This window comes from Paracoccus subflavus (genome assembly GCF_004310345.1).
Lineage (GTDB): Bacteria > Pseudomonadota > Alphaproteobacteria > Rhodobacterales > Rhodobacteraceae > Paracoccus > Paracoccus subflavus.
Window position 1 is genome coordinate 359,854 of the sequence record NZ_SISK01000001.1, and the last position, 25,548, is coordinate 385,401.

23 protein-coding genes and 1 other RNA gene are annotated in these 25,548 nt (G+C 64.7%); 7 read left to right on the forward strand and 17 right to left on the reverse strand.

Annotated features, from left to right (window positions below):
* The first annotated feature begins 129 nt into the window (after window positions 1–129).
* Window positions 130–1,191: an alkene reductase gene (locus EYE42_RS01810; RefSeq protein ID WP_130989590.1), complete on the forward strand. Its 1,062-nt coding sequence runs from the start codon at window positions 130–132 to the stop codon at window positions 1,189–1,191.
* Window positions 1,192–1,228: 37 nt separating this feature from the next.
* On the opposite strand, the gene cobS is transcribed toward EYE42_RS01810, so the two are convergent.
* Window positions 1,229–2,203, reverse strand: a complete 975-nt coding sequence (cobS, locus tag EYE42_RS01815; protein ID WP_130989591.1) for a cobaltochelatase subunit CobS — start codon at window positions 2,201–2,203, stop codon at window positions 1,229–1,231.
* Between the two features lie 136 nt (window positions 2,204–2,339).
* Between cobS and EYE42_RS01820 the strand changes: the two genes are divergently transcribed.
* The 3 genes from EYE42_RS01820 to EYE42_RS01830 all read left to right on the forward strand — a co-directional run bounded on the left by EYE42_RS01820 (window position 2,340) and on the right by EYE42_RS01830 (window position 4,295).
* The gene (locus tag EYE42_RS01820) at window positions 2,340–2,915 is read left to right on the forward strand and encodes a sigma-70 family RNA polymerase sigma factor (protein ID WP_246020551.1); all 576 of its coding nucleotides are present in this window, start codon (window positions 2,340–2,342) and stop codon (window positions 2,913–2,915) included.
* Entirely contained in the window at window positions 2,912–3,643 is a 732-nt protein-coding gene (locus tag EYE42_RS01825; protein WP_130989592.1) for an anti-sigma factor, read from the forward strand. Before EYE42_RS01820 ends, EYE42_RS01825 begins: the two co-directional genes overlap by 4 nt.
* 88 nt (window positions 3,644–3,731) lie before the next feature.
* Window positions 3,732–4,295, forward strand: coding sequence for a fasciclin domain-containing protein (locus EYE42_RS01830; RefSeq protein WP_130989593.1), 564 nt, complete (start codon window positions 3,732–3,734; stop codon window positions 4,293–4,295).
* A 62-nt stretch (window positions 4,296–4,357) separates the two neighbouring features.
* On the opposite strand, the gene ychF is transcribed toward EYE42_RS01830, so the two are convergent.
* From ychF to EYE42_RS01890, 12 genes are all read right to left on the reverse strand, one after another.
* Window positions 4,358–5,455, reverse strand: coding sequence for a redox-regulated ATPase YchF (ychF, locus tag EYE42_RS01835; protein WP_130989594.1), 1,098 nt, complete (start codon window positions 5,453–5,455; stop codon window positions 4,358–4,360).
* Between the two features lie 62 nt (window positions 5,456–5,517).
* On the reverse strand, window positions 5,518–6,639 hold the full coding sequence (locus EYE42_RS01840) for an ABC transporter ATP-binding protein (protein ID WP_165455681.1): 1,122 nt from the start codon (window positions 6,637–6,639) through the stop codon (window positions 5,518–5,520).
* Window positions 6,636–7,448 (reverse strand): ABC transporter permease, encoded by an 813-nt coding sequence (locus EYE42_RS01845; RefSeq protein ID WP_130989595.1) that lies wholly within the window; start codon window positions 7,446–7,448, stop codon window positions 6,636–6,638. The genes EYE42_RS01840 and EYE42_RS01845 overlap by 4 nt, the downstream gene beginning before the upstream one ends.
* Window positions 7,445–8,314, reverse strand: coding sequence for an ABC transporter permease (locus tag EYE42_RS01850; RefSeq protein WP_130989596.1), 870 nt, complete (start codon window positions 8,312–8,314; stop codon window positions 7,445–7,447). The genes EYE42_RS01845 and EYE42_RS01850 overlap by 4 nt, the downstream gene beginning before the upstream one ends.
* 88 nt (window positions 8,315–8,402) lie before the next feature.
* Entirely contained in the window at window positions 8,403–9,173 is a 771-nt protein-coding gene (locus tag EYE42_RS01855; RefSeq protein WP_130989597.1) for a squalene/phytoene synthase family protein, read from the reverse strand.
* Window positions 9,174–9,192: 19 nt separating this feature from the next.
* Window positions 9,193–10,635, reverse strand: coding sequence for a cysteine--tRNA ligase (gene cysS, locus EYE42_RS01860; RefSeq protein ID WP_130989598.1), 1,443 nt, complete (start codon window positions 10,633–10,635; stop codon window positions 9,193–9,195).
* 30 nt (window positions 10,636–10,665) lie between these two features.
* The gene (locus EYE42_RS01865; protein WP_130989599.1) at window positions 10,666–11,886 is read right to left on the reverse strand and encodes a glycosyltransferase; all 1,221 of its coding nucleotides are present in this window, start codon (window positions 11,884–11,886) and stop codon (window positions 10,666–10,668) included.
* Window positions 11,883–13,520: an ABC transporter ATP-binding protein gene (locus tag EYE42_RS01870; RefSeq protein WP_130989836.1), complete on the reverse strand. Its 1,638-nt coding sequence runs from the start codon at window positions 13,518–13,520 to the stop codon at window positions 11,883–11,885. Before EYE42_RS01870 ends, EYE42_RS01865 begins: the two co-directional genes overlap by 4 nt.
* A gap of 71 nt (window positions 13,521–13,591) precedes the next feature.
* Entirely contained in the window at window positions 13,592–14,695 is a 1,104-nt protein-coding gene (locus tag EYE42_RS01875) for an ABC transporter permease (RefSeq protein WP_130989837.1), read from the reverse strand.
* Window positions 14,695–15,771: a microcin C ABC transporter permease YejB gene (locus EYE42_RS01880; protein ID WP_130989600.1), complete on the reverse strand. Its 1,077-nt coding sequence runs from the start codon at window positions 15,769–15,771 to the stop codon at window positions 14,695–14,697. Before EYE42_RS01880 ends, EYE42_RS01875 begins: the two co-directional genes overlap by 1 nt.
* 92 nt (window positions 15,772–15,863) lie before the next feature.
* On the reverse strand, window positions 15,864–17,726 hold the full coding sequence (locus EYE42_RS01885) for an extracellular solute-binding protein (RefSeq protein WP_130989601.1): 1,863 nt from the start codon (window positions 17,724–17,726) through the stop codon (window positions 15,864–15,866).
* Between the two features lie 147 nt (window positions 17,727–17,873).
* Window positions 17,874–18,407 (reverse strand): c-type cytochrome, encoded by a 534-nt coding sequence (locus tag EYE42_RS01890; RefSeq protein ID WP_130989602.1) that lies wholly within the window; start codon window positions 18,405–18,407, stop codon window positions 17,874–17,876.
* 112 nt (window positions 18,408–18,519) lie between these two features.
* Here EYE42_RS01890 and EYE42_RS01895 point away from each other — a divergent pair, with 112 nt between their 5' ends.
* On the forward strand, window positions 18,520–19,386 hold the full coding sequence (locus EYE42_RS01895; RefSeq protein WP_130989603.1) for a prephenate dehydratase: 867 nt from the start codon (window positions 18,520–18,522) through the stop codon (window positions 19,384–19,386).
* On the opposite strand, the gene EYE42_RS01900 is transcribed toward EYE42_RS01895, so the two are convergent.
* Complete coding sequence (locus EYE42_RS01900) at window positions 19,299–19,835, reverse strand: hypothetical protein (protein WP_211657881.1); 537 nt, start codon at window positions 19,833–19,835, stop codon at window positions 19,299–19,301. The genes EYE42_RS01895 and EYE42_RS01900 overlap by 88 nt on opposite strands.
* A gap of 258 nt (window positions 19,836–20,093) precedes the next feature.
* Here EYE42_RS01900 and EYE42_RS01905 point away from each other — a divergent pair, with 258 nt between their 5' ends.
* Both EYE42_RS01905 and ffs read left to right on the forward strand, forming a co-directional pair.
* The gene (locus tag EYE42_RS01905; RefSeq protein WP_130989604.1) at window positions 20,094–21,971 is read left to right on the forward strand and encodes a bifunctional 2',3'-cyclic-nucleotide 2'-phosphodiesterase/3'-nucleotidase; all 1,878 of its coding nucleotides are present in this window, start codon (window positions 20,094–20,096) and stop codon (window positions 21,969–21,971) included.
* A gap of 41 nt (window positions 21,972–22,012) precedes the next feature.
* Window positions 22,013–22,109: signal recognition particle sRNA small type (gene ffs / locus EYE42_RS01910), an RNA gene on the forward strand.
* A 114-nt stretch (window positions 22,110–22,223) separates the two neighbouring features.
* Here ffs and EYE42_RS01915 read toward each other — a convergent pair.
* From EYE42_RS01915 to EYE42_RS01925, 3 genes are all read right to left on the reverse strand, one after another.
* A complete protein-coding gene (locus tag EYE42_RS01915; RefSeq protein ID WP_130989605.1) occupies window positions 22,224–23,498 on the reverse strand; it encodes a urate hydroxylase PuuD in 1,275 nt (424 codons plus the stop codon).
* Window positions 23,499–23,503: 5 nt separating this feature from the next.
* Entirely contained in the window at window positions 23,504–23,857 is a 354-nt protein-coding gene (gene uraH, locus EYE42_RS01920) for a hydroxyisourate hydrolase (RefSeq protein ID WP_130989838.1), read from the reverse strand.
* Between the two features lie 187 nt (window positions 23,858–24,044).
* Window positions 24,045–25,523 (reverse strand): nucleobase:cation symporter-2 family protein, encoded by a 1,479-nt coding sequence (locus EYE42_RS01925; protein WP_130989606.1) that lies wholly within the window; start codon window positions 25,521–25,523, stop codon window positions 24,045–24,047.
* Between the last annotated feature and the right edge of the window lie 25 nt (window positions 25,524–25,548).

A 25,548-nucleotide genomic window follows, 5' to 3' on the forward strand; every position in this document is an offset into this window, starting at 1 on the left:
TCTCCGGGTCGGGGCATTGGTTCTAACCGGCCACGGCGCGCAGGCCAAGGCCGACATGCGTCCGCCGCATGTTGACACGGCCTGCCGCCATGCACAGGTGCAGGGAATGCAAAAACGAAAGGATGATTGATGCCGACCCTGTTCGACCCCCTTCACATTGGACCCCTGACCCTTGAAAACCGCATCGTCATGGCCCCCCTGACCCGGTCGCGTGCCGGAGCCGAGCGCGTCCCGAATGCCCTGATGGCGGAATATTACGCGCAACGCGCCGGTGCCGGGCTGATCCTGTCCGAAGCCACCAGCGTGACGCCGATGGGCGTGGGCTATGCCGACACGCCCGGCATCTGGAGCGATGAACAGGTCGAGGGCTGGAAGCTGGTCACAAAGGCCGTCCATGACGCGGGCGGGCTGATCTTCTTGCAATTGTGGCATGTCGGGCGCATTTCGGACCCGATCTTCCTGGACGGCGAACTGCCGGTCGCGCCCAGTGCCGTGCGGCCCGCCGGCATGGTCAGCCTGGTGCGCCCGAAAAAGGAATACGTCACGCCACGCGCCCTGGAAACCGATGAAATCCCCGGCATCGTCGAGGCCTATCGCAAGGGCGCCCAGAATGCCAAGCGCGCGGGCTTCGACGGGGTCGAGATGCATGGGGCCAATGGCTATCTGATCGACCAGTTCCTGCAAGACAGCACCAACCGGCGGACCGATCAGTATGGCGGGCCGATCGAAAACCGCGTGCGTTTCCTCAACGAGATCGCGGACGCGGTGATCGGCGTCTGGGGCGCGGATCGCGTGGGTCTGCATCTGGCGCCGCGCGGCGACAGCCACGACATCGGCGACAGCGACCCTCGTGCGCTGTTCACGCATGTCGCCCGGCAGATGCGCGACCGGGGCCTGGCCTTCATCTGCCTGCGCGAACATCCCGGCCCCGATAGCCTGATGGGCGACATCAAGGCGGCCTTCGGCGGCGTGGTCATTGCCAACGAAGGGCTGACAGGCGAGGTCGCGGCCGATCTGGTCCGCAGCGGTCAGGCCGATGCCGCAGCCTTTGGGCGCGATTTCATCGCCACGCCCGACCTGCCGCGCCGCCTGCGCGAGGGGCTGGAGCTGAACCAGCAAGACCCCTCGACCTTTTATGCCGGCGGTCCCAAAGGGTATGTGGATTATCCGGTGGCCGAAGAGGTCGCCTGATTCATCCGGCTGGCCATCCCCGTGGCCAGCCGTTTCCTTACTTGGCCCGCGCCGCCGCACTTTCCGGCAGTTCCTCGTCGAACAGGCGCTGATAGAATTCCGCGACGGTCTGGCGTTCCAGTTCGTCGCATTTGTTCAGGAAGGTCAGCCGGAAGGCATAGCCGACGTTGTTGCCGAAGATTCGGGCGTTCTGCGCCCAGGCGATGACCGTGCGGGGCGACATGACGGTGGACAGATCCCCCTGCATGAAGGCCGTGCGCGTCAGATCCGCCAGCGTCACCATCTGGCCGATGATCTTGCGGCCCTTTTCGGTGTTGTAGGTCGGGTTCTTGGCCAGCACGATCGCCGCCTCGGCGTCGTGGGACAGATAATTCAGCGTGCTGACCAGCGACCAGCGGTCCATCTGGCCCTGGTTGATCTGCTGGGTGCCGTGGTACAGGCCCGTCGTGTCCCCCAGGCCCACGGTGTTCGCGGTCGCGAACAGCCGGAAACAGGGATGCGGGGTGATGACCTCGTTCTGGTCCAGAAGCGTCAGCTTGCCGTCGGCCTCCAGCACCCGCTGGATCACGAACATCACGTCGGCGCGGCCCGCATCGTATTCGTCAAAGACGATGGCGGTGGGGTTGCGCAGCGCCCAGGGCAGGATGCCTTCGTGGAACACCGTGACCTGCTTGCCGTCGACCAGCTTGATCGCGTCCTTGCCGATCAGGTCGATCCGGCTGACATGGCTGTCCAGGTTCACCCGCACGCAGGGCCAGTTCAGCCGCGCGGCAACCTGTTCGATATGTGTGGATTTCCCCGTGCCGTGATAGCCCTGGATCATCACCCGGCGGTTATAGGCAAATCCCGCCAGGATCGCCAGGGTCGTGTCCGGGTCGAACTTGTAGGTGCTGTCGATCTCGGGCACGCGGTCGGTCCGTTCGGCAAAGCCCCGGATCTTCATGTCGCTGTCCAGACCGAACACCTCGCGCAGGTCGATCTCTTCGGTGGGTTTGGCGTTCATATCCAGCATCGTCCGGCCCTTTCGTCGCATCTTGGTCTTGATCGCGCATTCATGCTGTGTGTGCAAGGCGCTCTGCCCCGCGTTGACGCCTCAACCGCCGCCGCCTACGGTGTGCCAGCGCGCCGGAAGAAAAGAAGACAGGCCCTTGCAACAATTTTGCCGATCCGAACTGGAAACGATGATCGCGCGGATTGCCGCAGGCGACCGGGCGGCCTTTGGCGCGCTTTACGACGCGACTTCGGCCAAGCTGCACGCCGTTTGCCTGTCGATCCTGAAGGACCGGCCCGAGGCCGAGGAAACCTTGCAGGAGGTGTATCTTCGCGTCTGGCAGGGCGCCGCCCGCTATGCGGTCAACGGACTGTCGCCGATGACATGGCTTATCACGATTGCGCGCAATCGCGCCATCGACCGGCTGCGCGCGCGCGGATCGCGTCCCATTGCGGTCGTCAACAGCCGCGACCCGCTTGCCCCGGATCTGGCCGAAACGCTGCCATCGGCCGAGCCCGGCCCCGAAGCCGCCGCGATCGCCAGCCAGCAGCGGCGGATGTTGGCCGACTGCCTGGCGCAGTTGTCCGATCCCCAGGCGGGGGCGGTGCGGGCGGTCTATCTTGAAGGCTGGTCCTATGCCGATCTGGCCGCGCGCGAGGGGATGCCCATCAACACCGTCCGCAGTTGGCTGCGCCGCAGCCTGTTGCGGCTGAAAGACTGCGTGGACCAATGACCATCGACGACGGATCGCTGACCGGCCCCGAGGCAGACCATGCCCTTGCCGCGGAATTCGCGCTTGGCCTTCTTGAAGGCGACGAACTGCAGATCGCGCGCGATCGCATGGCCGTGGATGCCGTCTTTGCCGCCGAGGTGCGGATGTGGCAGGAACGGTTGGCCGAACTGGCCTTGGCCCTGACGCCGGTCATGGCCCCTGCTCGCGCCCGCCATGCCGTGCGCGAAAGGCTGGGCCACTCGGTCGCCCCGCTATCCGTTGACCCGGCCGACCGCGTCCCCGTGTGGCGCGGTTCAGCGGGGTGGCTGACCGGATTGGCCGTGGCGGCCGCACTGGCCGTCGCCGTCTTCTCGCCCGCGCTGCGCAGCCCCCAAGACCGGGACGGGCAGCAGACCGAGACCGCCGGTTATCGCGCCCGGCTTGTGTCAGACGACAATGCGCTGCGCGTCGATGCGCAGATTTCGGGGCGCGAGATGCAGGTCACGCTGCAGGCGGGGGCCGCAGCCCAGGGGCGGGATTTGGAAATCTGGTGGATCGACCCGGATCTGGCCGCGCCCGTTTCGCTGGGCCTCCTGCCGGCAGCGGGCGGAATGCGCATGAGCCTGCCCGGCGAACTCGAGCCCGGCGCCGACATCCGCATCGCGCTGTCTGACGAACCCGCGGGCGGCAGCCCGACCGGCCAGGCGACCGGGCCGATTGTCGCGATCGCACCGTTCACTTCTTTGTGAATGCATTCTTTGCGCAACTTTCCGGGCGCGCTTCCGTGTCTGGCGGGGTGGGGTGCAACCGATGCCCCGTCAAACAGGAGAAAGCTCGATGACCTTTCGTATGTCCCTGGCCGCCGCGCCGCTGATCGCCGTTGCCGCCTTCGGCGGTGCCGCCCTGGCCCAGAACACCATGGTCGGCGGGGCCGAGATGTTTCCCGACAAGACCATCGTCGAAAACGCTTCGGCCTCGGCCGACCACACTACGCTGGTGTCGGCGGTGACGGCGGCCGGCTTGGCCGAAACGCTGTCCGGTCCCGGTCCCTTCACGGTCTTTGCCCCGACGAACGCGGCCTTTGCCAAGCTGCCCGAGGCCGCTGTCGCCGATCTCTTGAAGCCCGAGAACAAGGAAATGCTGACCAAGGTCCTGACCTGCCATGTGGTTGCAGCCGACGCCATGTCGCCTGCGATCGGCAAGATGATCATGGACGAGGGTGGCAGCCATGTCGTGGATACGCTGGGCGGCTGCAAGCTGACCGCGACGATCAATCCCGACAACAACGCGCTGCAACTGACCGACGAGAACGGCACCGTTGCCACCGTCACCATCCCGGACGTGGATCAGTCGAACGGCGTGGTCCATGTGATCGACACGGTGATGATGCCCGCGATGTAAGGCACCGCTGAATCTCGACGGCCCGCGCAGCCCCGACGGGGACGCGCGGGTCAACTGCGCCGTCAGGCGTTGAACAGGAAATGCAGCACGTCGCCGTCCTTGACCGGATAGGTCTTGCCTTCGACCCGGAACTTGCCTGCCTCGCGGGCCCCCGCCTCGCCCTTGTGGGCAACGTAATCGTCATAGGCAATGGTTTCGGCGCGGATGAAGCCGCGTTCGAAATCACCATGGATGACACCCGCCGCCTGCGGGGCCAGCGTGCCCCGGTGGATGGTCCAGGCCCGCGCCTCTTTGGGGCCGACGGTGAAATAGGTGTCCAAGCCCAGCAGTTTGTAGCCCTCGCGGATGAGACGATCCAGGCCGGCTTCGTGCAGGCCCATCTCCTCCAGAAACAGGGCGGCTTCGTCGGCGGGAAGCTGGCTGATCTCCTCCTCGATCCGGGCGGAAATCACCACATGGCCGGCGCCCTGCGCCCGCGCCATCTCGGCCACGCGATCGGATTGGGCGTTGCCGGTGGCGGCCCTGTCCTCCTCGACATTGCAGACGAACAGAACCGGCTTGGCGGTCAACAGTTGCAGCATGTCCCAGGCCTTGCGATCCTCGTCCGCGACCTGCACCGTTCGGGCGGGCTTGCCCGATTCCAGTGCGGCCTGCGCCCCCCTGAGCAGGCGTTCCTGGGCCACGGCTTCCTTGTCGCCGCCCTTTAGCTTGCGCGCGATATTGGCAAGGCGGCGCTCGACCGATTCCAGATCCGCGATCATCAACTCGGTTTCGATGGTTTCCGCGTCAGCGATGGGATCGACACGGCCTTCGACATGGGTGACGTCGCCATCCTCGAAACAGCGCAGGACATGGGCGATGGCGTCCACCTCGCGGATGTTGGCCAGGAACTGGTTTCCCAGACCCTCGCCCTTGCTGGCGCCCTTCACGAGGCCCGCGATGTCCACGAAGGTGATGCGGGTGGGGATGATCTGCTTGCTGTTCGCAATCTTGGCCAGCGTCTCCAGCCGCGGGTCCGGAACCGCGACATCGCCCACATTGGGTTCGATGGTGCAAAAGGGAAAGTTGGCGGCCTGCGCGGCGGCGGTTTTCGTCAGCGCGTTGAACAGCGTCGATTTGCCCACGTTCGGCAAGCCGACAATTCCCATGCGAAAGCCCATGACGCGCCCTTTCCTGCCAGGTCAGGGCGCGTTCTAGGCAAGAGGTCCGGGTTTCGCAAGCGTCAGCGGAACAGCACCAGCGATCCCGGCGACCAGGCCAGCCGGGTGCGCGTGCCCACCTCTTGCACGTCGCGGCCAAAGACGTTGCGCATGGAGATTCGCACCGGCCGCGCCTTGCCGTCCATCGCCGCGGCCCCGTCCAGCCGCAGGTCGTAATAGGTCATGTCGCCGTAATAGACGACCTCGTCGATGGTGGCGTTCGTTTCGCGCGGCTGGCCGTGGGTCTGGTTCGGGCCGACCAGGGTCATGGTTTCGGGACGGAAACCGATGGTCGGACCAGCGTCGTCGGGATTCGCGCGGCTGATCTGGCGTTCGGGCAATTCGACGACGCCCAGCCCCGGAACCTCGACCGTGGCCCCGCCCCCCTGTTCCCCCAGGATGCGCGCGGGCAGGAAATTCATCACCCCGATGAAATCCGCGACGCGGCGGTTGGCCGGGCGGGCATACAGCGCCTCGGGGCCATCCAGTTGCGCGATCTCGCCCTCGAACATGACGGCGATGCGGTCGGACATAACCAGGGCTTCCTCCTGGTCGTGGGTGACCAGCACGAAGGTGATGCCGACCTGGCGTTGCAGCTTGATCAGTTCGACCTGCATCTGTTCGCGCATCTTGCGATCCAGCGCGGACAGGGGTTCGTCCAGCAGCAGCACCTTGGGTTTCAGGATCAGGGCGCGGGCCAGCGCCACCCGCTGCCGCTGCCCGCCCGACAGGGCGTGGGCGGCCCGGTTGCCGAAACCGCGCAGGCCGACCATCGCCAGGGACTCATCGACCAGTGCAGCCTTTTCGGCCCTGCCGCGCGGATCGCGGCGCAACCCGAAGGCCACGTTCTGCGCCACCGTGAGATGGGGAAAGATCGCATAGGACTGGAACACCATGTTGGTGGGCCGCTTGTTGGCCGGCACATCCCCCATGTGCTTCTGGTCGATCAGGATCGCGCCGTCGGAAATATCCTCGAACCCGGCGATGGTGCGCAGCAGCGTCGTCTTGCCGCAGCCGGACGGCCCCAGAAGCGAAAAGAACTCGCCCGCGCGAATGGTCAGGTCGATGCCGCGCAGGGCGTGGTAATCGCCGTAATGCTTGTGGACGCCGCGGCATTCGATCATCGGCTTGCGGTCGTCGGTCACAGGAACCCTCCGGTCGGATTGCCGCCCATCCGGGCATTGCCCCGGCGGCGGAAGTATTCGCCCAACGCCAGCAGGACGATGGACAGCGCCACCAGCACCGTGCCAAGCGCCATGATCATCGGGATCTGCTTGGGGAACCGCAACTGGCTGAAGATATAGGTGGGCAGCGTCGGCTGGTTGCCCGCCAGAAAGAAGGCGATGATGAATTCGTCCAGGCTGATCGTGAACGAGATCAGCAGCGAACTGATGATGCCCGGCATGACCAGCGGCAGCGTGACCAGGCGGAACGCGCTCCACTTCGTCTCGCCCAGGTCATAGGCCGCTTCCTCGAGCGACTTGTCCAGGGACGAAAAGGCCGTGGACAGGATGGCGATGGCATAGGGCATGCAGATCAGCACATGGCCCACGATCACCGTCAGGATCGACAGTTGCACCCCCGCGCCCAAAAGCACCACCAGCAGCGACATCGCCACGATGATCTCCGGCAGCACCATCGGCAGCAGGATGAAGCCCATCATGCCGCCCTTGCCCGGAAATTCGAACCGGGTGGACGCGCGGGCGGCAAAGATGCCCAGGCAGGTCGCCAGGATCGCCGCCGAAACCGCGATGATCAGCGAATTGGTCAGGGCGGTGCGCAGCGTGGCGTTGTCCCACATCTGCGAAAACCAGTCGGTGGTGAATCCCTGCAACGGAAAGGCGATGATGGTGCCGGAATTGAACGCGAAAAGGGGCAGCAGGATGATCGGCGCATAGAGAAACAGCAGATACAGCAGCGCATAGATCTGAAGGCCCCGTCCCTGCCCCTTCACGACCGCACCTTCAGAAAGCGACGGTTGATCAGCAGGAACACGATGCTGACGATCGCCACGATGGCCATGGTCGTCACCGCCAGGGCCGATCCCAGCGGGCGGTTGTCCAGGGCCAGCATCTGCACCTGGATCAGGTTGGCGATCATCGGGATCTTGCCGCCGCCGATCAGTTCGGGCGTCACATAATCGCCGATGGTCGGGATGAACACGATCAGGACCGCCGCCAGAACCCCCGGCATCGCCAGTGGCAGCGTCACCCGCAAAAAGGTCATCACCCGGCTTTCGCCCAGGTCGCGCCCCGCCTCCAGCAGGGAACGGTCGATCTTTTCCAGGGCCACGAAGATCGGCAGGATGGCAAAGGGCGCATAGGCATGGGCCAGCGTGATCACGATGGAGTTCACGTTGTAGAGGATGAAGGTCAGCGGCTCGTCGATGATGCCAAGGCCCGTCAGGCCCGAATTGATGACGCCGTTGTATCCCAGGATCACCTTCCACAGGAACACCCGGATCAGATAGCTGGTCCAGAAGGGAATGGTGATCAGGAACAGCCATGTGGCCTTCTTTTCGGGCCTGATCATGAAGCTGACGTAATAGGCGACCGGAAAGGCCAGCAGGACCGTGACCAGCGTCACCAGGGCCGACACCATCAGCGACCGCAGCATCACCGTGCGCACGATGGGATCGGTCCAGACCTGGACATAGTTGGCCCAGGTGAAGTCGCGTACGACCGTCAGATAACCGTCGGTCAGGAAGCTGTAGGCCAGGATGGTCAGCAGAGGCGCGGCCAGGATCAGAGCCGCATACAGGAACGGCGGCGCGATCAGGGCATAGCCCTGTCGTGCCTGTGCATCCCATCCCTTGGCCATCCGATCCGTCCCGCAGCGTTCGGTTCAATTCCTTTCATATCGGCGAAAGGGTGAAAAGAGGGTTTATGGTTCGAGCAGGGGCCCCGTCCTAGCGCCACCACCGGCCGGTCAGCGCCAGCAGCGCCAATGAGGCGCGGCGTTGGAACAGCGTGATTTCAGTGACTTCCTCAAGGCAGTTGATGTTTCCCCTAATGATGCCGGCCAGGAACGGCATCACGCCCGGGCCGGGATACAGCGCGGCGGCTGCCCGTTTGGGCAGCAGAAGGCGCGACCGGGCCGCGCGGCGCAGCGCGTCCCGTGCAATGGTCGCCAGCATCGCGGCATCACCGGGATCGGGGTGTTTCAGGCCCAGACCCATGGTCTGCAATCGCGGCAGCGCCCGCAGCCAGGCGGTCAGCCCCGCCCCAAGCGCCTGATCGGCCACCACGGCCCGCGCATCCTCGGCGGCGCCCAGGCGCTGCACCGCGGCCCACATCAGCCGCCCGTTCGTATCGTTCACGTAGGACACGACCGCCTGCGGATCGGCCAAAGGCTCTCGGGCGCAGTCGCGGCGTCGCGCCTCGGCCAGGGGAACAAGGCCGCCAGCATCCCGGCCCCAGGCATCCCACAAGGGGGTCAGCACATCGTGCAGCGGCGGCGGCTTGCCCTCTCCCATACCGGCCAGCCGGTCAATCCACCACTGCAACCGCATCTCGGCCAGCATCGGCTCGGCCGACTGGAACGGCGCGCGGGCAATCTCGAGGTTCAGGGCGTAAAGGGTTATCAGGCCGGGGCGATCGGGGGGATCGGCCACCAGAGTGGCGCCGAAGCGGTCGGGGTCGTGGGTCCGCACCAGATCCGTGCAAGCGGCAAGGGTCATGAAAAGACCTTTGCACGCATCAACGGATCAATTCATCCAGCTTGCGTTCATCAAAATCCGCTGGAAGGCTAAAGGAGTAACCGCCGCCCGGCATGTCACGCAACTCCACGCCAACGTCTTGCAGTGCCTTGCGAATCCGGTCCGCAGTTGCAAAATCCTTCATGCGCTTTGCTTCCTGCCGAGCCAGTAGTAACATCGCAACCCGCTCATTAGCAGGATGATCTCCCACACTGCTGACACCTATTCTTGCAATGCTGCCGATTTCGTCCCAATCAGAAACAAAACCGAGCAAGTCCAGCGATGCTGCAAAGGGCGCCAATTGGACAGCACGACCGCTCAGGTCAAACTCATGCAATGCGGCCAGCGCGCCAGATGTGTTTAGATCGTTTGCCAGCGCATCGACGACGGCGTCTAACGGCTTCCAAGCCCCGCCCTCTTTAAGAACCCTTACCATGCTGCGGCTGTATCCCGCGTGCACCAGTGCGTAGAACCACTTTTCAATATGCCGTTCAGCCTCGCGCGCCTTCGCTTCCGTCCAGTCCATCGGCTTGCGATAATGCGTGGACAGCATCACGAACCGGATCACCTCGCCCGGCACGCCCTGGTCCAGCAAATCCCGCACCGTGAAGAAGTTGCCCAGAGACTTGGACATCTTCTTGCCCTCGACCTGCAGCATCTCGTTGTGCAGCCAGACATTGGCAAAGGACGCCTCGGGGCGGGCGCAGCAGCTTTGGGCAACCTCGTTCTCGTGATGCGGGAATTGCAGGTCGATGCCGCCGCCGTGGATGTCGAAGCTTGGTCCCAGCAGCGCCTCGGACATGGCGGAACATTCGATGTGCCAGCCGGGGCGGCCCCGGCCCCAGGGGCTGTCCCAGCCGGGCTGGTCGGCACCGGACGGTTTCCATAGCACGAAATCCATCGGATCGCGCTTGAAGGGCGCGACCTCGACCCGCGCGCCGGCGATCATGTCGTCGACGGACCGGCCCGACAGCCGGCCATAGGCGGGGAATGACCGCACGTCGAACAGGACATGGCCCTCGGCTGCATAGGCATGGCCGCGTTCGATCAGGTGCCCGATCATGGCCACCATCTGTGGGATGAATTCCGTCGCGCGGGGTTCATGGTCCGGCCGCAGCGCGCCCAGGGCGTCCATGTCGTCGTGATACCAGGCGATCGTCTCGTCGGTGATCTCGCGGATGGTGCGGCCCGTGGCGGCGGCGCGGGCGTTGATCTTGTCGTCCACATCGGTGAAGTTGCGCACGTAAGTCACTGCACCCTCACCATAAACATGGCGTAGAAGTCGCACCAGCACGTCGAACACCAGCACCGGCCGGGCATTGCCCAGATGCGCGCGGTCATAGACGGTCGGGCCGCACAGGTACAGGCGCACGTTTTGCGGGTCCAGCGGCTGGAACGGGTCCTTCCTGCGGGTGCGGGTGTTCGTCAGCCGGATTTCGACCATGGGGCGCCTCATGCAAATCGTGGGCCGGATCTAGCCCATCGGCGCAAAGCTTTCCACCCATGCGATCTGGCGCGGCAGGCTGTGGCGGTGCAGGTCATAGCCGTCCCGGATCGTCTGGCGCGCGGCGGCCCGCAGACGGCCGGCATCGGGATCGCCCGCAAGACCCCGGATCAGCGCGGCGGACAGCGCGGGCAGGTCGAAGAACGGCACCAGACGGCCGTTTTCGCCGTCCCGGATCAGTTCGCGCACGGGTTCGGTGTCGGATGCCACGACATAGCTGCCCGCCGCCATCGCCTCGGCCAGGGACCAGGACAGCACGAAGGGATAGGTGAGGTAGCAATGCACACGCGCCGTCTGGATCAGCGACAGATAGTCCGCATAGGGCACGCGGCCCAGGAAATGCACCCGCGACAGATCCAGCCGGTCGCCCAGTTCCGCCAGCATCCGCGCCTTCCAGGTGCCGCCGTCCCTGGGGGAGCTGCCATAGCTGATGCCTTCGGCGCCGATCAGGACGACTTGGGCCTGCGGGCGGGCGGCCAGGACATCGGGCAAGGCACGCATGAAGATGTGGAAACCGCGATAGGGTTCCAGCGACCGGCTGACATAGGACAGAACCTCGTCCCCCGCGCGCAGGCCCTGCCCGCCGGGCAGGGTCAGGCACGCGGTCGGATTCGGGCAGACGCGGGCGGTGTCGATGCCGTCGTGGATGACGGTGATCTTGCCCCGCAGTTCGGGGGGAAAGCTGTCGGCCTGATACCTGGTGGGCGCGATCGCCGCATCGGCCTGAACGATGCCCTGGATCAGGTGGGCGCTGCGGGCCAGGGTCGTTATCCGCATCTCGTCGGTGTTGTCCTGAATGGCGGGATCGAAGCCGACATCGTGCCCGCGGGTGCGATACAGAAGCTCGGCATAGACCAGCAGCCGGGCCTCGGGCCAGATTTCGCGCAGGAACAGCGTCTCGCCCCAGCCGGAATGGCCCAGGATCACGTCGGGCACAAAGCCGTGCCGGTCCCGCAGCACTCGCGCGCCCCGCGCGGCCAGATAACCGCGTTCGGCATGGTTTGCATAGCTGCGCCCCAGACCGCCGGCCGGTGCTGGCTCGGGGGTCTTGTAGCGGACGGTCGGGACCGGGCTCGGCCGGCTGTTCGTCTCGTCCGTCAGGGCCAGGACCTGATGGCCGCGCGCGGCCAGGGCGGGGGCAAGATGCGGAAACTGGCCGGGGAAATTCTGGTGGACGAACAGGATCTTCATCGATGATGGTCGCGGAACGCCGCCGCAAGCAGCGTTCGCGTATAGTCGTGTTGCGGATCGTCGAAAATCTGCGCGGTCGTGCCCTGTTCCACAACCTCTCCCGCGCGCATCACCATGATCTTGTGCGACATGGCCCGAACCACGCGCAGGTCATGGCTGATGAACAGGAAGGCCAGGCCGTATTTCCGCTGCAAGCCGCGCAGCAACTGGACGATCTGGACCTGCACCGTCATGTCCAGGGCCGATGTCGGTTCGTCCAGCACCACCACCTTGGGGCGCAGGATCATCGCACGGGCGATGGCGATCCGCTGACGCTGGCCACCGGAAAATTCGTGCGGATAGCGGTGCATCATGTCGGGGTTCAGCCCGACCTCGGCCATGATCTCGGCCACCATGGCGCGGCGGTCGCGACCCTTTTCGACGCCGTGCACGCACAGGCCCTCGGCGATGATCTGTTCCACGGTCATGCGCGGCGACAGGCTGCCGAACGGGTCCTGGAACACGATCTGCATGTCGCGGCGCAGGCGGCGCAACTGCCTGGACTGCCAGCGGGCGATATCCTGGCCCATGAACAGGATCGGGCCGTCGCTGGGGATCAGGCGCATGATGGCCAGGGCAAGCGTGGTCTTGCCAGACCCGGATTCGCCGACGATGCCCAGGGTTTCGCCCGCCCGCACGGACAGGGTGGCGCTGTTCACGGCCTTCACATGGCCCACGGTCTTGCGCAGCAGTCCCCGCTGGACCGGAAACCAGACCCTGAGGTCGCGCGTCTCGACCATGGTTTCCGCGTCAGCGGGGACGGGATCGGCGGTGCCGGTGGGTTCGGCGGCCAGCAACTTGCGGGTATAATCGTGTCGGGGGTCGGTGAAGATCGCCTCGACCGGTCCCTGCTCGACGATCTCGCCGTCCTTCATCACGCAGACGCGGTCGGCGATACGGCGCACGATACCCAGATCGTGGCTGATGAACAGCATCGACAATCCTTCGTCGGCCTTGAGTTCCGCCAGAAGATCAAGGATCTGCGCCTGGATCGTCACGTCAAGCGCCGTGGTTGGTTCGTCCGCGATCAGCAGTTCGGGACCGTTCGCCAGGGCCATGGCGATCATCACCCGCTGGCGTTGGCCGCCCGACAGTTGGTGCGGGTAATCGGCCAGACGGCTTTCGGGGTCGCGGATGCCCACGCGGGTCAGCAGGTCCACGATCCGCGCCCGCGCCCTGGCGCCCGTCAGCCCCTGATGCAGCGCCAGGCTTTCCCCCAGTTGCTTTTCCAGCGTATGCAGCGGGTTCAGCGAGGTCATCGGTTCCTGAAAGACAAAGCTGATATCGTCGCCGCGAATGTCGCGCAGCACGCGGTCGGGGGCGCCGACCATCTCTCGGCCCGCGTATTTCACCGACCCGTCGACGACGGCGGAATCGCCCAGCAGGCGCACGGTGGACAGCGCGGTCACCGACTTGCCCGACCCGGATTCGCCGACCAGTGCAACCGTTTCGCCCCTGCCGATGTGAAAGCTGACGCCCTTGACGGCGGGCACGATGCGGCCTTCCTGGCGAAAACCGATGCGCAGGTCGCGCACCGCCAGAACCGCATCGCTGTCGGGGGACGGGGCGGCATGGCCCTGTCCCTGACCCGGCATTTGCACGCCGTGCCCCTCGGCCACGGCGGCGGGGGCGCCGGGGGCGGGAATGAGGGGCGTCAGGTCGTTGGTCATTTGAACGTCTTTCGCGGGTCAAAGGCGTCGCGCACGCCCTCGAAGATAAAGACCAGCAGCGACAGCATGATGGCGAAGGTGAAAAAGGCGGTGAAGGCCAGCCAGGGCGCCTGAAGGTTCTGCTTGGCCTGCAAGGCCAGTTCGCCCAGCGAGGGCGCGGATGCCGGCAGGCCGTAGCCAAGATAGTCCAGGGCCGCCAGCCCGCTGATCGTGCCGGTCACCACGAAGGGCAGCATGGTCAGCGTGGCGACCATCGCATTGGGCAGGATGTGGCGGAACATGATGGTGCGGTCCCCCACCCCCAGGGCGCGGGCGGCACGGACATATTCGAAGTTCCGCGCCCGCAGGAATTCGGCGCGCACCACGCCCACCAGGGCGGGCCAGCCGAACAGGATCGTCACGAACACCAGCAGCCAGAAGCTGCGCCCCAGGATCGCGAACAGGATGATGATGACATAGAGCGACGGGGTGGATGCCCATATCTCTAACAGGCGCTGGAACACCAGGTCGGTCCTGCCGCCGAAATATCCCTGGATCGCGCCCGCAGCGATGCCCACGACGGATGCCACCACCGTCACGATCAGCGTGAACAGGATCGAGATGCGGAAGCCATAGATCACGCGGGCCAGCACGTCGCGCGCGGTGTCGTCGGTGCCAAGCCAATGCGTGGCATCGGGGGGGCTCGGGGCGCTGCCCACGTTGTTGATGGTGGAATAATGGAACGGGATCGGCGGCCAGATCATCCAGCCCTGCTCGTCCTTGGGGATGTTGCTACTGCCCGCGTCCACGGCGGCGATCAGATCCTCGGGCGTGTCCCAGCAATCGGGGCTGCCGCCGGTCACGATCAGGCATTGCACCGCGGGATCGGTATAGATCGCTTCGGTCTGGAAATCGCCGCCAAAGGCCGTTTCGGGATAGAAATTATAGGCCGGGAAAACCAGTTCGCCGCGATAGCTGGCCACGATGGGTTTGTCGTTCGCCACGATCTCGGCGCACATGGCCAGAACGAACAGCACCGAAAAGATCACCAAAGACCAGAAAGCCCGGCCATTCCTGCGGAAATTGCGCCAGCGGCGGCGATTGAGTTCGGACAGCGCCATCATCCGGCCCTTGATTCAAAGTCGATGCGCGGATCGACAAAGACATACATCATGTCCGACAGGATCCCCACGACCAGCGACATCAGGCCAAAGACATAGAGCGTGCCGAAGATCACCGGATAATCGCGCTGCACCGCGGCCTCGAACCCCAGGCGACCCAGGCCGTCCAGCGAAAAGATCGTCTCGATCAGGATCGATGCCCCGAAGAACACGCCCAGGAACATCGCCGGAAAGCCAGCGATCACGATCAGCATGGCGTTGCGAAAGACATGGCCGTAAAGAACCCGGCTTTCGGTCAGGCCCTTGGCGCGGGCGGTCATCACGTACTGCTTGTTGATCTCGTCCAGAAAACTGTTCTTGGTCAGCAGGGTCAGGGTCGCAAAGCTGGAAATGGTCGAGGCGATGACCGGCAGTGTGGCGTGCCAGGCATAGTCCTTGATCTTGCCCCACAGGGTCAGGTCGGCGAAATTGTCGCTGGTCAGCCCGCGCAGGGGGAAGATCTGCCAATAGCTGCCGCCCGCGAACAGCACCATCAGCAGCACCGCGAACAGGAAGGCCGGGATCGCATAGGCCATGATGATCACGGCCGAGGTCCAGGTGTCGAAGCGCGTCCCGTCGCGCGTGGCCTTACGGATGCCCAGCGGGATCGAGATGAGATAGGCCAGCAGCGTGGACCACAACCCCAAGGTGATGGATACCGGCATCTTTTCCAGCACAAGGTCGATCACGCTGATGGACCTGAACCAGCTTGTTCCGAAATCGAAGGTCAGGTAATTGCCCATCATCGTCAGGAATCGCTGCAAGGGTGGCTTGTCGAAGCCGAATTCCTTTTCCAGTTGCGCGATGAATTCCGGCGGCAGGCCCCGCGCGCCCTCATACCCCTCGACCACGCCGGTATCGCCGCCTGTCCCCGCACCCGAGATGTTGCTGAAGGCGTCGCCCGCCCCCTGGACCTGGGCGGCGATCTGTTCGATGGGTCCGCCCGGCACGAATTGCGTCAGCGTGAAGTTCACCACCATGATCCCGATCAGTGTCGGGATGATCAGCAGAAGCCGCCGCAGGATATAGGCGCCCATGGGATTGCCCCGTCCCTTCCGGGCCTTTGCGGCCCCGTTTCCCTTGTCCGGCCCTTGTCGGGCGGGATCGCCGGAAAATCAACCCTGCCCTGTCACCGGATCGCGCCGCTGGCCTTCAGTTCCGCCTCTCGCGCCGCATCCGCCCACCAGAAATCCAGCGTGCCAAGCGCATAGGGCGGCATGGCGTCGGGGTGGCGATACATGTCGTAATAGGCAAGCGTGTATTCCGCCTTGTACCACTTGGGCACCCAGAACCGCAGGCTGCGCAGCGCGCGGTCCAACGCCTTGATGGCGACGACATTGTCTTCCTGCGTTTCGGCCTGCTGGCCCAGTTCCAGCAGCCTGTCGATCGCGGGATTCGCCAGACCCATCGGGTTGAACACGTCATCCACGTCCTCGGACCCGAAAACCTGGCCGGCATAGCCGCCGATGGCATAGGACTGGCCCAGCGAATCCTCGACCATGTCGAAATCCTTGGATCGGGTGCGCTGCTGCATCTCGGCATTGTCCACGCGGCGATTTACGGCCTCGATGCCGATGGCCTGCAGGTTCTGGACGAATGGATTGATGATCCGGTCGTTGCCCACGTCGTCGTTCAGGATCTCGACCGTCAGCGGCTCGCCATCGGCGTTGCGACGCTTGCCGTCGCTGCCCACGGTCCAGCCCGCCTCGTCCAGCAGCGCCATCGCACGGCGCATGTTCTGGCGGTCAAGCTGGCGTTCGCCCCCGGTGGGCTGGACCACGGCATCGTCGGTCAGGATGCCCGCGGGCAGATCGGCCGCGACCGGTTCCAGCAATGCCAGTTCCGCGGCCGAGGGCGGGCCGTCGGCGCGGAATTCGCTGTTGTCCCAAAAGGAATTGACCCGCGTTTCAAGGCCATAAAGCAGCGTCTGGTTGGTCCATTCAAAGTTGAACATCAGCCCGATCGCTTCGCGCACGCGGATGTCCTGGAACTTTTCGCGCCGCAGGTTGAACACCCAGGCGTCGCCGCTGGCGATCTGCCCGTCGGGCAGCGTCTCGCGCACCACGGCCCCCGACGACAGCGCGGGAAAGTCATAGCGCGTGGACCAGTGCATCGATGATGTTTCGTTGCGGAAAGTATATTCTCCGGCCTTGAACGCTTCGAATGCGCCGTCAAAATCGCCAAACATTTCATAGCGAATCCGGTCGAAGTTGAAGCGGCCCCGGTTGATGGGCAGATCCTTGCCCCAATAGTCCGGGTTGCGCTTGACCACCAGGGTTCGGCCCATGTCGGCGCGGTCGAACATATAGGGGCCCGAGCCGACATACGGGATGTTCGTGCTCTGCTCCAGATCGCGGTCGTTATCCTCGAAATCCTTCTTGGAAAAGACGATCTGGCTGCCCATCTGGGAAATCACGTCACGGCGGGGATAGCCCTCGGCAAAGGTGAACCTGATGCGCTGATCGTCCAGCACCTCGGCCTTGGCGACCATCTGCTGCATCGCCATGCGGAAGGACGACAGGCCCTTGTCGCGCAGGGTTTCAAAGCTGAACAGAACGTCATGCGCGGTCAGAGGCGTTCCATCGCTGAACCTGGCCTCGGGGCGCAGGTTGAAGATCACCCAGTCCTTGCTTTGGGGATATTCCAGCGTTTCGCACAAAAGACAGTAGTCCACGCCCAGTTCGTCCGCCGGGCTGTCCATCAGCCGTTCAAGCTGGATCACCGACAGGGCAATGGCCCGGCCCCGATGGGTAAAGGGATTATAGCTGTCGAATCCACCGACCGCGCCGAAGGAAATCTCGCCCCCCTTGGGCGCGTCGGGGTTCACATACGGATAGTGCGGAAAGTCGGCGGGCAATGCGGGTTCGCCGAACAAGGCGATGGCATGGGTCTTGATAACGGTTTCGTTCCCTTCTGGCGCGGCGTTCTCCTGCGACAAGACGGCGGTGGCCGGGGCAAGGGCAAGAAGGGCGATCAGGGCAAGGCGGCGCATCGGGCGAACTCCGGTCGGGACACTGCCCTGCACGCTAGGCCAGCGCCGGGGACACGATCAAGCCGCGATTTCGTGAAGCGCCCGCCCCGAGGACAACGAAAAAGGGCGCATCCTGCGATGCGCCCGGTCAGAGGAAACGTCCCCGGCTCAGGGCTGGGCTTGCAGATAGGCAACGATATCCGCCCGGTCCTGGGGATCGTCGATCCCGGCAAAGGACATCTTGGTGCCGGGCACATATCCCTTGGGATCGGCCAGAAACGCCTGCAGCGCCTCGGGCGTCCAGGCCGGATCGACTGCGGCGTGTTCCACCATCCCGGCGGAATAGTTGAAGCCCTCCACCCCGGCCACGGCGCGGCCCACCACGCCGTTCAGATGCGGACCCACGCCATCGGTTCCGTCCAGCTTGTGGCAGGCGCGGCACTTGCCGAACCCTTGTTCCCCCGCGGCGGCATCGGCCGAGGCCAGCAGCGCGGCAAAGTCGATCTCCTCCTCCACCGCTTCCTCCTCGCCGCCGGCCTCCTCGACCGGGATGGCATAGGCCTGGGCGACCTCTTCCCCTTCACCGTGTTCGGCAGAGCCCACGTGATACAGCGAGCTTGCCATCCAGTTGGCCAGCATCAGAAACAGCAGCGCGCCGATCAGCGCGCCGGCGGCCTTAGTCACGGTCATGGTGTTGAACATCGCGTGCGATCCCCGCTTGGTAAGCTCGTCAATTCGTCGGGTATGTATCCGCTTTCGCTTTGAAGGTTCAAGGTATAGTTACCGCGCCAGGTTTCAAATTTCGGATGGCGGCATGACGACCACGACCAACCGCATCGCCTTTCAGGGCGAGCCCGGGGCCTACAGCCACGAGGCCTGCCGCAAGGCCCGCCCCGGCATGGAGGCGCTGCCCTGCCGCACCTTCGAGGACGTGATCGAGGCGGTCCGCAGCCACCAGGCCGATCTGGCGATGCTGCCGGTCGAAAATTCGACCTATGGCCGGGTCGCCGACATCCACCACCTGCTGCCCGAATCCGGCCTGCACATCATCGACGAGGCCTTTGTCCGCGTCCATATCAGTCTGCTTGCGGTCCCCGGCACCTCCTTAACCCAGGTGCGCGAGGCGATGAGCCATACCGTTCTGCTGGGCCAATGCCGCAGCTTTCTGCGCCGGCACAACATCCGCGCCGTGACGGGCGCCGACACCGCAGGGTCAGCCAAGGAGGTCGCATCGCGAGGCGATCCGTCGGTGGCCGCCCTGGCCGCCCCCCTGGCGGCCGAGATATACGGCCTGGACCGCCTGGCCGATCAGATCGAGGACCGGCAGAACAACACCACGCGCTTTCTGATCATGTCGCGCCAGCCCGATTACAGCCGCCGGTCGGACCGGATGCTGACCAGTTTCGTCTTTCGCGTGCGCAACATTCCCGCCGCCCTCTACAAGGCGATGGGCGGCTTTGCGACCAACGGCGTCAACATGACCAAGCTGGAAAGCTACATGGTCGATGGCGTCTTCACGGCCACCCAGTTCTATGCCGATGTCGAAGGTCATCCCGAAGACCCGGCCCTGCAAATGGCCCTGGAAGAGCTGGGCTATTTCACATCGTCGCTGGATATGCTGGGCGTGTATCCGGCAGATCCCCTTCGCGAGGCGCAGCGGCAGGGGGACCGGGGGGCATAGGCTGCGCGCAGATGCGCGACATAGTCGGCAATCCGACGGTCATGGCCCCGGTCCAGGTCGGCCCTGGCAAGCCGGGCCATCTGCACCAGCAGCCTTGCGCGCATTGTCAGCGGACAGACAACGGTTTCGCACAGCAGGCGCGACCGTTCGCGGCCCAGTGCCATAACCGTCATCGCGACACGCAGGTCGAACTGATCGGATCCGCCGGCCAGCACCAGTTGCGACGGCCGCACCAGCCGGGCCACCCTGAGACGCAAAAACCGAGGCCGGCCCCGCCAGGTGAAGGTCACGGTCCACCCCGCCCCGGTGCCAGGTTCGGCCGCAGGGTCGATCCGGCGCAGCATAGCCCCGCAGGCCGCAAGGGCCCGTTCACTGCGCGAAAAATTGGCGAGGAGATCGAACAGACTGCCTGCGGGCAGATCCGTATCGACGCGGGTGAAAAATTTCATGCGCGAATGGCCGCCGGAATATCCACAGACAAATGCCCGGCATTATTCGTTTGAAGGGTGAAAACAGGTGTCATCGTCACGCCCAAGGATTAAATCTGGTGAATGTCGGGTCCGGTGATTCCCATCCCTACCCGGTTTTCGTGAACAAACCGGAAACCGCCTTGGATTTTGCAATCTAGGGTTGAGTGAATCACCTTGTGTCGCTACGCTGGTCCAATGGCCCGAATACAAACCGCGGCGATTTCGGACGAGGGGCGGATGCCAGACGGGAACGGCGATCTCCAGGGGTTCGGTCCGGCCAGCGCCGATACGCAGGACGGCGTTGCATTGCGCATTCTGGCCACGACCGATCTTCACATGAAGCTGCTGCCCCATGATTATCTGTCGGGGAACCCCTGCGACCGCGGCAGCTTGGCGCAAGCCGCCTCGCTGATCGAACGGCACAGACGGTCGGCGCCGAATGTCCTGCTGGTCGATAACGGGGATTTCCTGCAAGGCACGCCTCTGGGTGAACAGGCCGTGCTGAACACGCGCCACGACCATCCCGCCATTACCGCCATGAATCTCATGGGATACGACGCGGCGGCGATCGGCAACCATGACTTCGCTTTCGGAATAGACCTGCTGCAATCCGTTGCCCGCCAGGCGCGTTTCCCCTTGCTTGCGGCCAATCTGCAGGTCAGGGGCAAGCCGGATTTCCTGAAATATGTGATCCTGAACCGCCGGCTTCGCTCTGATCGCGGAAAGCCGATCGATCTGCGAATCGGGGTGATCGGGTTCCTGCCGCCGCAGACGACGGCCTGGGACAGCGATCTGGGCCGGCGCATGGCCTGCGACGACATCCTGCTGACGGCGCGCCGGCTTGTGCCGGAAATCCGGGCGCAGGGCGCGGATCTTGTGATCGCCCTGGCCCATAGCGGCATCTCGCACCGCCCCTGGACTCCGGGGGCCGAGAATGTCGCGGTCGAACTGGCCCTGGTGGACGGGATCGACGCCATTGTCGCCGGTCATACCCATGAGGTCTTTCCCGGCAGCGGCATGGCCTCGGCCCCCGGGATCGATGCCATCGCCGGAACCCTGGAAGGCAAACCCGCCGTCATGCCCGGCTTTGGCGGCTCTCATCTCGGGGTCATCGACCTGTGGCTGGAACGGGGCCCCTGGCAGGAATGGCGCGTGGCAGGCGCCCTGGCACGCTGCGAGGTCGTCACAAGCTTGGATGTCCCGGTCGCGCCCGCCATCGTGAAGGCCGTCGCTCCCACGCATCGCAAGACAGTGTCGCGACTGAACACGCCGATCGCCCGCAGCGGCCGACGGATCAGCAGCCATTTCGCCCTGGCGGGGGTGGACCCCGTGTCTGCCCTGGTCAACATGGCGCAGCGTTGGCATGTGCGCAAAAGCCTGCGCGGAACAACGTTCGAGGGGGTGCCGGTGCTGTCTGCGGCGGCACCGTTTCGGGCAGGCGGGCGCAGCGGGCCGCTCCATTATACCGATGTGGGGCCCGGACGCCTGTCACAGGCCAATCTGGCGGACATCTATCCCTTTCCCAACCGGATCTGCGCCTTGGCCCTGTCGGGTGCCGAACTGCGGGCCTGGCTCGAACGTTCGGCCAGTCTTTTCAACCGGATCGTGCCGGGACAGGCGGATCAGATGCTGGCCGATCCGCGCTTTCCGGCCTATCAGTTCGATGTGATCCAGGGGCTTTGCTGGCAGGTGGACCTGTCCCAGCCGGCTGCATTCCGCATGGATGGCACGGCCACAGGCGCCAGCCGGATCCGCAACGCGCTGTGGCGCGGCCGCCCGCTGGCGGATGACGACCTGTTCGTGCTGGCCACAAACTCGTACCGCCTGGCCAGCCACGGCCTGTTTTCAACCCTTGTCGCGTCCCGGCAGTGCGTCCTGCCCCCCGGTCCCAGGACGCCCGAGGTGATCCGAAACTATCTGAGGCGCCGCCGACGGATCGACATCGACGCGGCGCCGTCCTGGCTCTTTGTCCCGATGCCGGGCACCACCGTCATCCTCCAGACCAGCCCGGCCGGTCTTTCCCTGCTGCCGGACATTGCCGGCGACAGCGGCCTCCGGATCGAGGACGCAGGCCGGACCGAGGATGGCTTTGCGCAGGTGCGGCTGCATCTGTAACGGGGTTGCATCGCCCCCGGTCCCGCATTATCTGACGGGGTGAGAGGTTGGCGCGGGCAGGCGCCTCGCCAACCCGGTCAGGTCCGGAAGGAAGCAGCCGTAACGAGCCCCGCTTGGGTCGTTGTCCAGCCTCTCACCCTTTCCTCGTTGGGTTGTTGCGACGCAGAAGCCCCAGAATAACGCGGGCTTGGATGGTACAGGCCAGGCAAGGTTGCGCAGACCAAGGGTTCCAGGTTCTTGTCGCGCCTTCCGTCAATGGGGCGGCTGCAGCTCCGCCAGATCCGCACCACCCGCCTGCCGGAACCAGCGGATCACCTGCGCGCGTTCCTCCGGCTCCATAAAGGTGACGTTGGCGGGGGGCATGGCGTTGGTCAGGCCGGACTGGATGTAAATCTCGCGCGCGTATTTTGCGATATCGGCGGGGGTTTCCAGAAACACGCCCTTGGGCGCGTGGTAAATTCCCTCATATCCCGGCTCGCGGGCATGACACATCGAACAACGGCCCATCACGATGTCGCTGACCTGCCCGAACCCCTCGGCCTCGGCAAAGCGGGTCTCGACCGGGGTCAGGGGCCGGGCCTCGGCTTGGTCCAACCTGTCCTGGTTCAGGCCGGCCGAGGACAGCCACATCACCATGATGAACAGGACCACCGTGACGGCCCAGGTCCACCAAAGCATTCCCTTGCGGGCGTGCATGGTGTTGAAGAAATGCCGGATGGTCACGCCCATCAGAAAGATCAGCGCCGCGATCAGCCAGTTGTACTGGCTGGCGAAGGCCAGCGGATAGTGGTTGGACAGCATCAGGAAGATGACCGGCAGCGTCAGATAGTTGTTATGCGTAGACCGCAGCTTGGCGATCTTGCCGAATTTCGGATCGGGCGCGCGCCCGGCTTTCAGATCCGCCACCACGATCCGCTGGTTCGGCATGATGATGAAGAACACATTAGCCGTCATGATCGTGGCGGTGAAGGCACCCAGATGCAGCAGCGCGGCCCGGCCAGTGAAGACCTGCGTATAGCCCCAGCCCATGGCCACCAGCGCCACGAACAGCAGCAGCATCAGCACAGTCGGGGTTTCCCCCAGCGGCGACTTGCACAGCGTGTCGTAGATCAGCCATCCCAGCGCCAGCGACCCGGCCGAGATCAGGATCGCCTGCCAGGTCGCCAGATCGGCCTTGGCGGTGTCGATCAGATACAGGTTCGCGCCCGCCCAGTAGACGACCATCAGAAGCGCGGCGCCCGACAGCCAGGTCGCATAGCTTTCCCATTTGAACCAAGTCAGATGCTCGGGCATCCTGTCCGGGGCGACCAGGTACTTGTTGATGTGATAGAAGCCGCCGCCATGGACCTGCCACTCCTCGCCATGCGCGCCCTTGGGCAGGCCAGGCGCCTTGGTCAGCCCCAGGTCCAGCGCCACGAAATAGAACGAGCTGCCGATCCAGGCTATGGCGGTGATGACATGGGTCCAGCGGACGGCAAAGGCCAGCCATTCCCACAAAACGATCTGGTCGGGGACAAGGTGCAGCATGGTATTCAGCTTCCCCGATAGGTCGAATAGCCAAAGGGCGATACCAGCAGCGGGACGTGATAATGGTCGTCCTGCGACATGCCGAAACGGATCGGGATCACGTCCAGGAACCGCGGGCTTTCGGCATCCACCCCCGTGGCGTCCATCCAGGCGCCCGCGTGGAATTCCAGTTCATAGGTGCCGGTCGCGAAATCCGCCGCCGGCAGGATCTGGCGGTCGGTGCGGCCGTCATGGTTGGTGCGCAGCCGGGCAAGCTCGGTCCGCCGGGGGCCGTCCAGGCGGAACAGCACGATCTCCATTCCCTCGGCCGGACGGCCGCGCGCGGTGTCCAGCACATGCGTCGTCAGGTATCCTGGCATCATCACCCTTTCCCTATTCTTGCAGAAACATGAATAACCGATCCCGGCATCCGGCGGCGAGTGGGGCCGAAAGCAAGGCAGTCTATAAGTCTGGTATAAAATCCCCCGGCGGGTTGCCCGGCACCGGCAATGCCAGACGCGGCGGGCTTTCACCCGCCGCGCCGATGGTGCGGAACAACCGGAGGCCTCAGTGGTCGGCGACGCTGCCGGCGGCCCGGATGTCGTCCTCGTTGGCGCGGGCGGCACCGTTGTAGAACCAGTTCAGAGCCACCGCTGAGATCGCCGCCAAGAGGATGCCGGAATGGATCAGCGGATGGATCGCGTGCGGCATCCACTGGTTGAAGTTCGGCGCCACCAGCGGGATCATCCCCATGCCGATGGAGATGGCCACGATGAACAGATTGTGGCGGTTGGTCGCGAAATCCACGCGCGCCAGGATGCGCACACCGGTCGACGCCACCATGCCGAACATCACCAACCCCGCGCCGCCCAGAACGGTGGTCGGCAGACTTTCGACCAAGGCGCCCATCTTGGGGATCAGGCCCAGCACGATCATGATCGCGCCCCCCGCCACGCAGACGAACCGCGACCGGATGCCGGTGACGCCCACCAGACCGACGTTCTGGCTGAAGGACGTATAGGGGAAGGTGTTGAAGATGCCGCCGATGGCCGTGCCCAGCCCGTCCGCGCGCAGGCCGGCGGCCAGCGATTTCTGGTCCATCGGCTTCTTGCAGATGTCGGACAGCGCCAGGAACATGCCGGTGGATTCGATCATCGTGACCAGCATGACCAGCACCATGGTGGCGATCATGACCGGATCAAAGGCCGGCATTCCGAAATGGAACGGCTTTATGACTGCGAACCAGTCGGCGGCACCGACCTTGTCGAAATTCATCATCCCCAGCATGGCCGCGACGACCCCGCCCACGACGATGCCCAGCAGCACCGCGATATTGGCCATGAAGCCCCTGGCATAGCGGGAAACCAGCAGGATCGTGCCCAGCACCAGCAGCGCGATCATGATGTTGCGTCCGGATGCGTAAGCGGGGTTCTGCACCGTCGGCGCTAGGGTCACGCTGGCCGGGACATTGCCTGCGGCACGCGCGGTTTCCAGCCACGCCACCGCTTCCGGGTCCACGATCCTGGGCGCGGTCGGCCCGACCTGAAGACCGAAGATCCAGTTGATCCCGATGGGCATCAGGCTGATGCCGATGGTCAGGATCAGCGTGCCGGTCACGACCGGCGGAAAGAACCGCAGCATCCGGCTGATGAAGGGCGCGATGGCGATGCCGATCACCCCTGCCGCGATGATCGCCCCGAACAGGGCGCGCGCGCCGTCATGGCCGGGCAGCGATGTGGCAACCGCCACCATCGGCCCGACCGAGGCAAAGGTCACGCCCATCATCACCGGCAGCTTGATGCCGAAATACTGGGTCGCACCCAGGCTCTGGATCATCGACACGATGCCGCAGACGAACAGGTCGGCGGAAATCAGGAACGCCACCTCCTCGGGCGGCAGTTGCAGCGCGCGACCCACGATCAAGGGCACCGCGATGGCGCCCGCATACATGACCAGCACATGCTGGAACCCAAGCGTGAAAAGCCTGGGGGCGGGAAGGATTTCATCGACCGGATGAACCCCTTCCCCATAGGTTGCTTCAGACATGGCGGACCTCCCCTTCCACGGATGC

Excerpts from the sequence above, each read along its gene's own strand:
- EYE42_RS01810 (WP_130989590.1), top strand. The coding sequence starts at position 130 with ATGCCGACCCTGTTCGACCCCCTTCACATTGGACCCCTGACCCTTGAA.
- cobS (WP_130989591.1), bottom strand. The coding sequence starts at position 2,203 with ATGCTGGATATGAACGCCAAACCCACCGAAGAGATCGACCTGCGCGAG.
- EYE42_RS01825 (WP_130989592.1), top strand. The coding sequence starts at position 2,912 with ATGACCATCGACGACGGATCGCTGACCGGCCCCGAGGCAGACCATGCC.
- EYE42_RS01830 (WP_130989593.1), top strand. The coding sequence starts at position 3,732 with ATGACCTTTCGTATGTCCCTGGCCGCCGCGCCGCTGATCGCCGTTGCC.
- ychF (WP_130989594.1), bottom strand. The coding sequence starts at position 5,455 with ATGGGCTTTCGCATGGGAATTGTCGGCTTGCCGAACGTGGGCAAATCG.
- EYE42_RS01850 (WP_130989596.1), bottom strand. The coding sequence starts at position 8,314 with ATGGCCAAGGGATGGGATGCACAGGCACGACAGGGCTATGCCCTGATC.
- EYE42_RS01855 (WP_130989597.1), bottom strand. The coding sequence starts at position 9,173 with ATGACCCTTGCCGCTTGCACGGATCTGGTGCGGACCCACGACCCCGAC.
- cysS (WP_130989598.1), bottom strand. The coding sequence starts at position 10,635 with ATGGTCGAAATCCGGCTGACGAACACCCGCACCCGCAGGAAGGACCCG.
- EYE42_RS01865 (WP_130989599.1), bottom strand. The coding sequence starts at position 11,886 with ATGAAGATCCTGTTCGTCCACCAGAATTTCCCCGGCCAGTTTCCGCAT.
- EYE42_RS01870 (WP_130989836.1), bottom strand. The coding sequence starts at position 13,520 with ATGCCGGGTCAGGGACAGGGCCATGCCGCCCCGTCCCCCGACAGCGAT.
- EYE42_RS01875 (WP_130989837.1), bottom strand. The coding sequence starts at position 14,695 with ATGGCGCTGTCCGAACTCAATCGCCGCCGCTGGCGCAATTTCCGCAGG.
- EYE42_RS01880 (WP_130989600.1), bottom strand. The coding sequence starts at position 15,771 with ATGGGCGCCTATATCCTGCGGCGGCTTCTGCTGATCATCCCGACACTG.
- EYE42_RS01885 (WP_130989601.1), bottom strand. The coding sequence starts at position 17,726 with ATGCGCCGCCTTGCCCTGATCGCCCTTCTTGCCCTTGCCCCGGCCACC.
- EYE42_RS01890 (WP_130989602.1), bottom strand. The coding sequence starts at position 18,407 with ATGTTCAACACCATGACCGTGACTAAGGCCGCCGGCGCGCTGATCGGC.
- EYE42_RS01895 (WP_130989603.1), top strand. The coding sequence starts at position 18,520 with ATGACGACCACGACCAACCGCATCGCCTTTCAGGGCGAGCCCGGGGCC.
- EYE42_RS01900 (WP_211657881.1), bottom strand. The coding sequence starts at position 19,835 with ATGAAATTTTTCACCCGCGTCGATACGGATCTGCCCGCAGGCAGTCTG.
- EYE42_RS01905 (WP_130989604.1), top strand. The coding sequence starts at position 20,094 with ATGCCAGACGGGAACGGCGATCTCCAGGGGTTCGGTCCGGCCAGCGCC.
- EYE42_RS01915 (WP_130989605.1), bottom strand. The coding sequence starts at position 23,498 with ATGCTGCACCTTGTCCCCGACCAGATCGTTTTGTGGGAATGGCTGGCC.
- uraH (WP_130989838.1), bottom strand. The coding sequence starts at position 23,857 with ATGCCAGGATACCTGACGACGCATGTGCTGGACACCGCGCGCGGCCGT.
- EYE42_RS01925 (WP_130989606.1), bottom strand. The coding sequence starts at position 25,523 with ATGTCTGAAGCAACCTATGGGGAAGGGGTTCATCCGGTCGATGAAATC.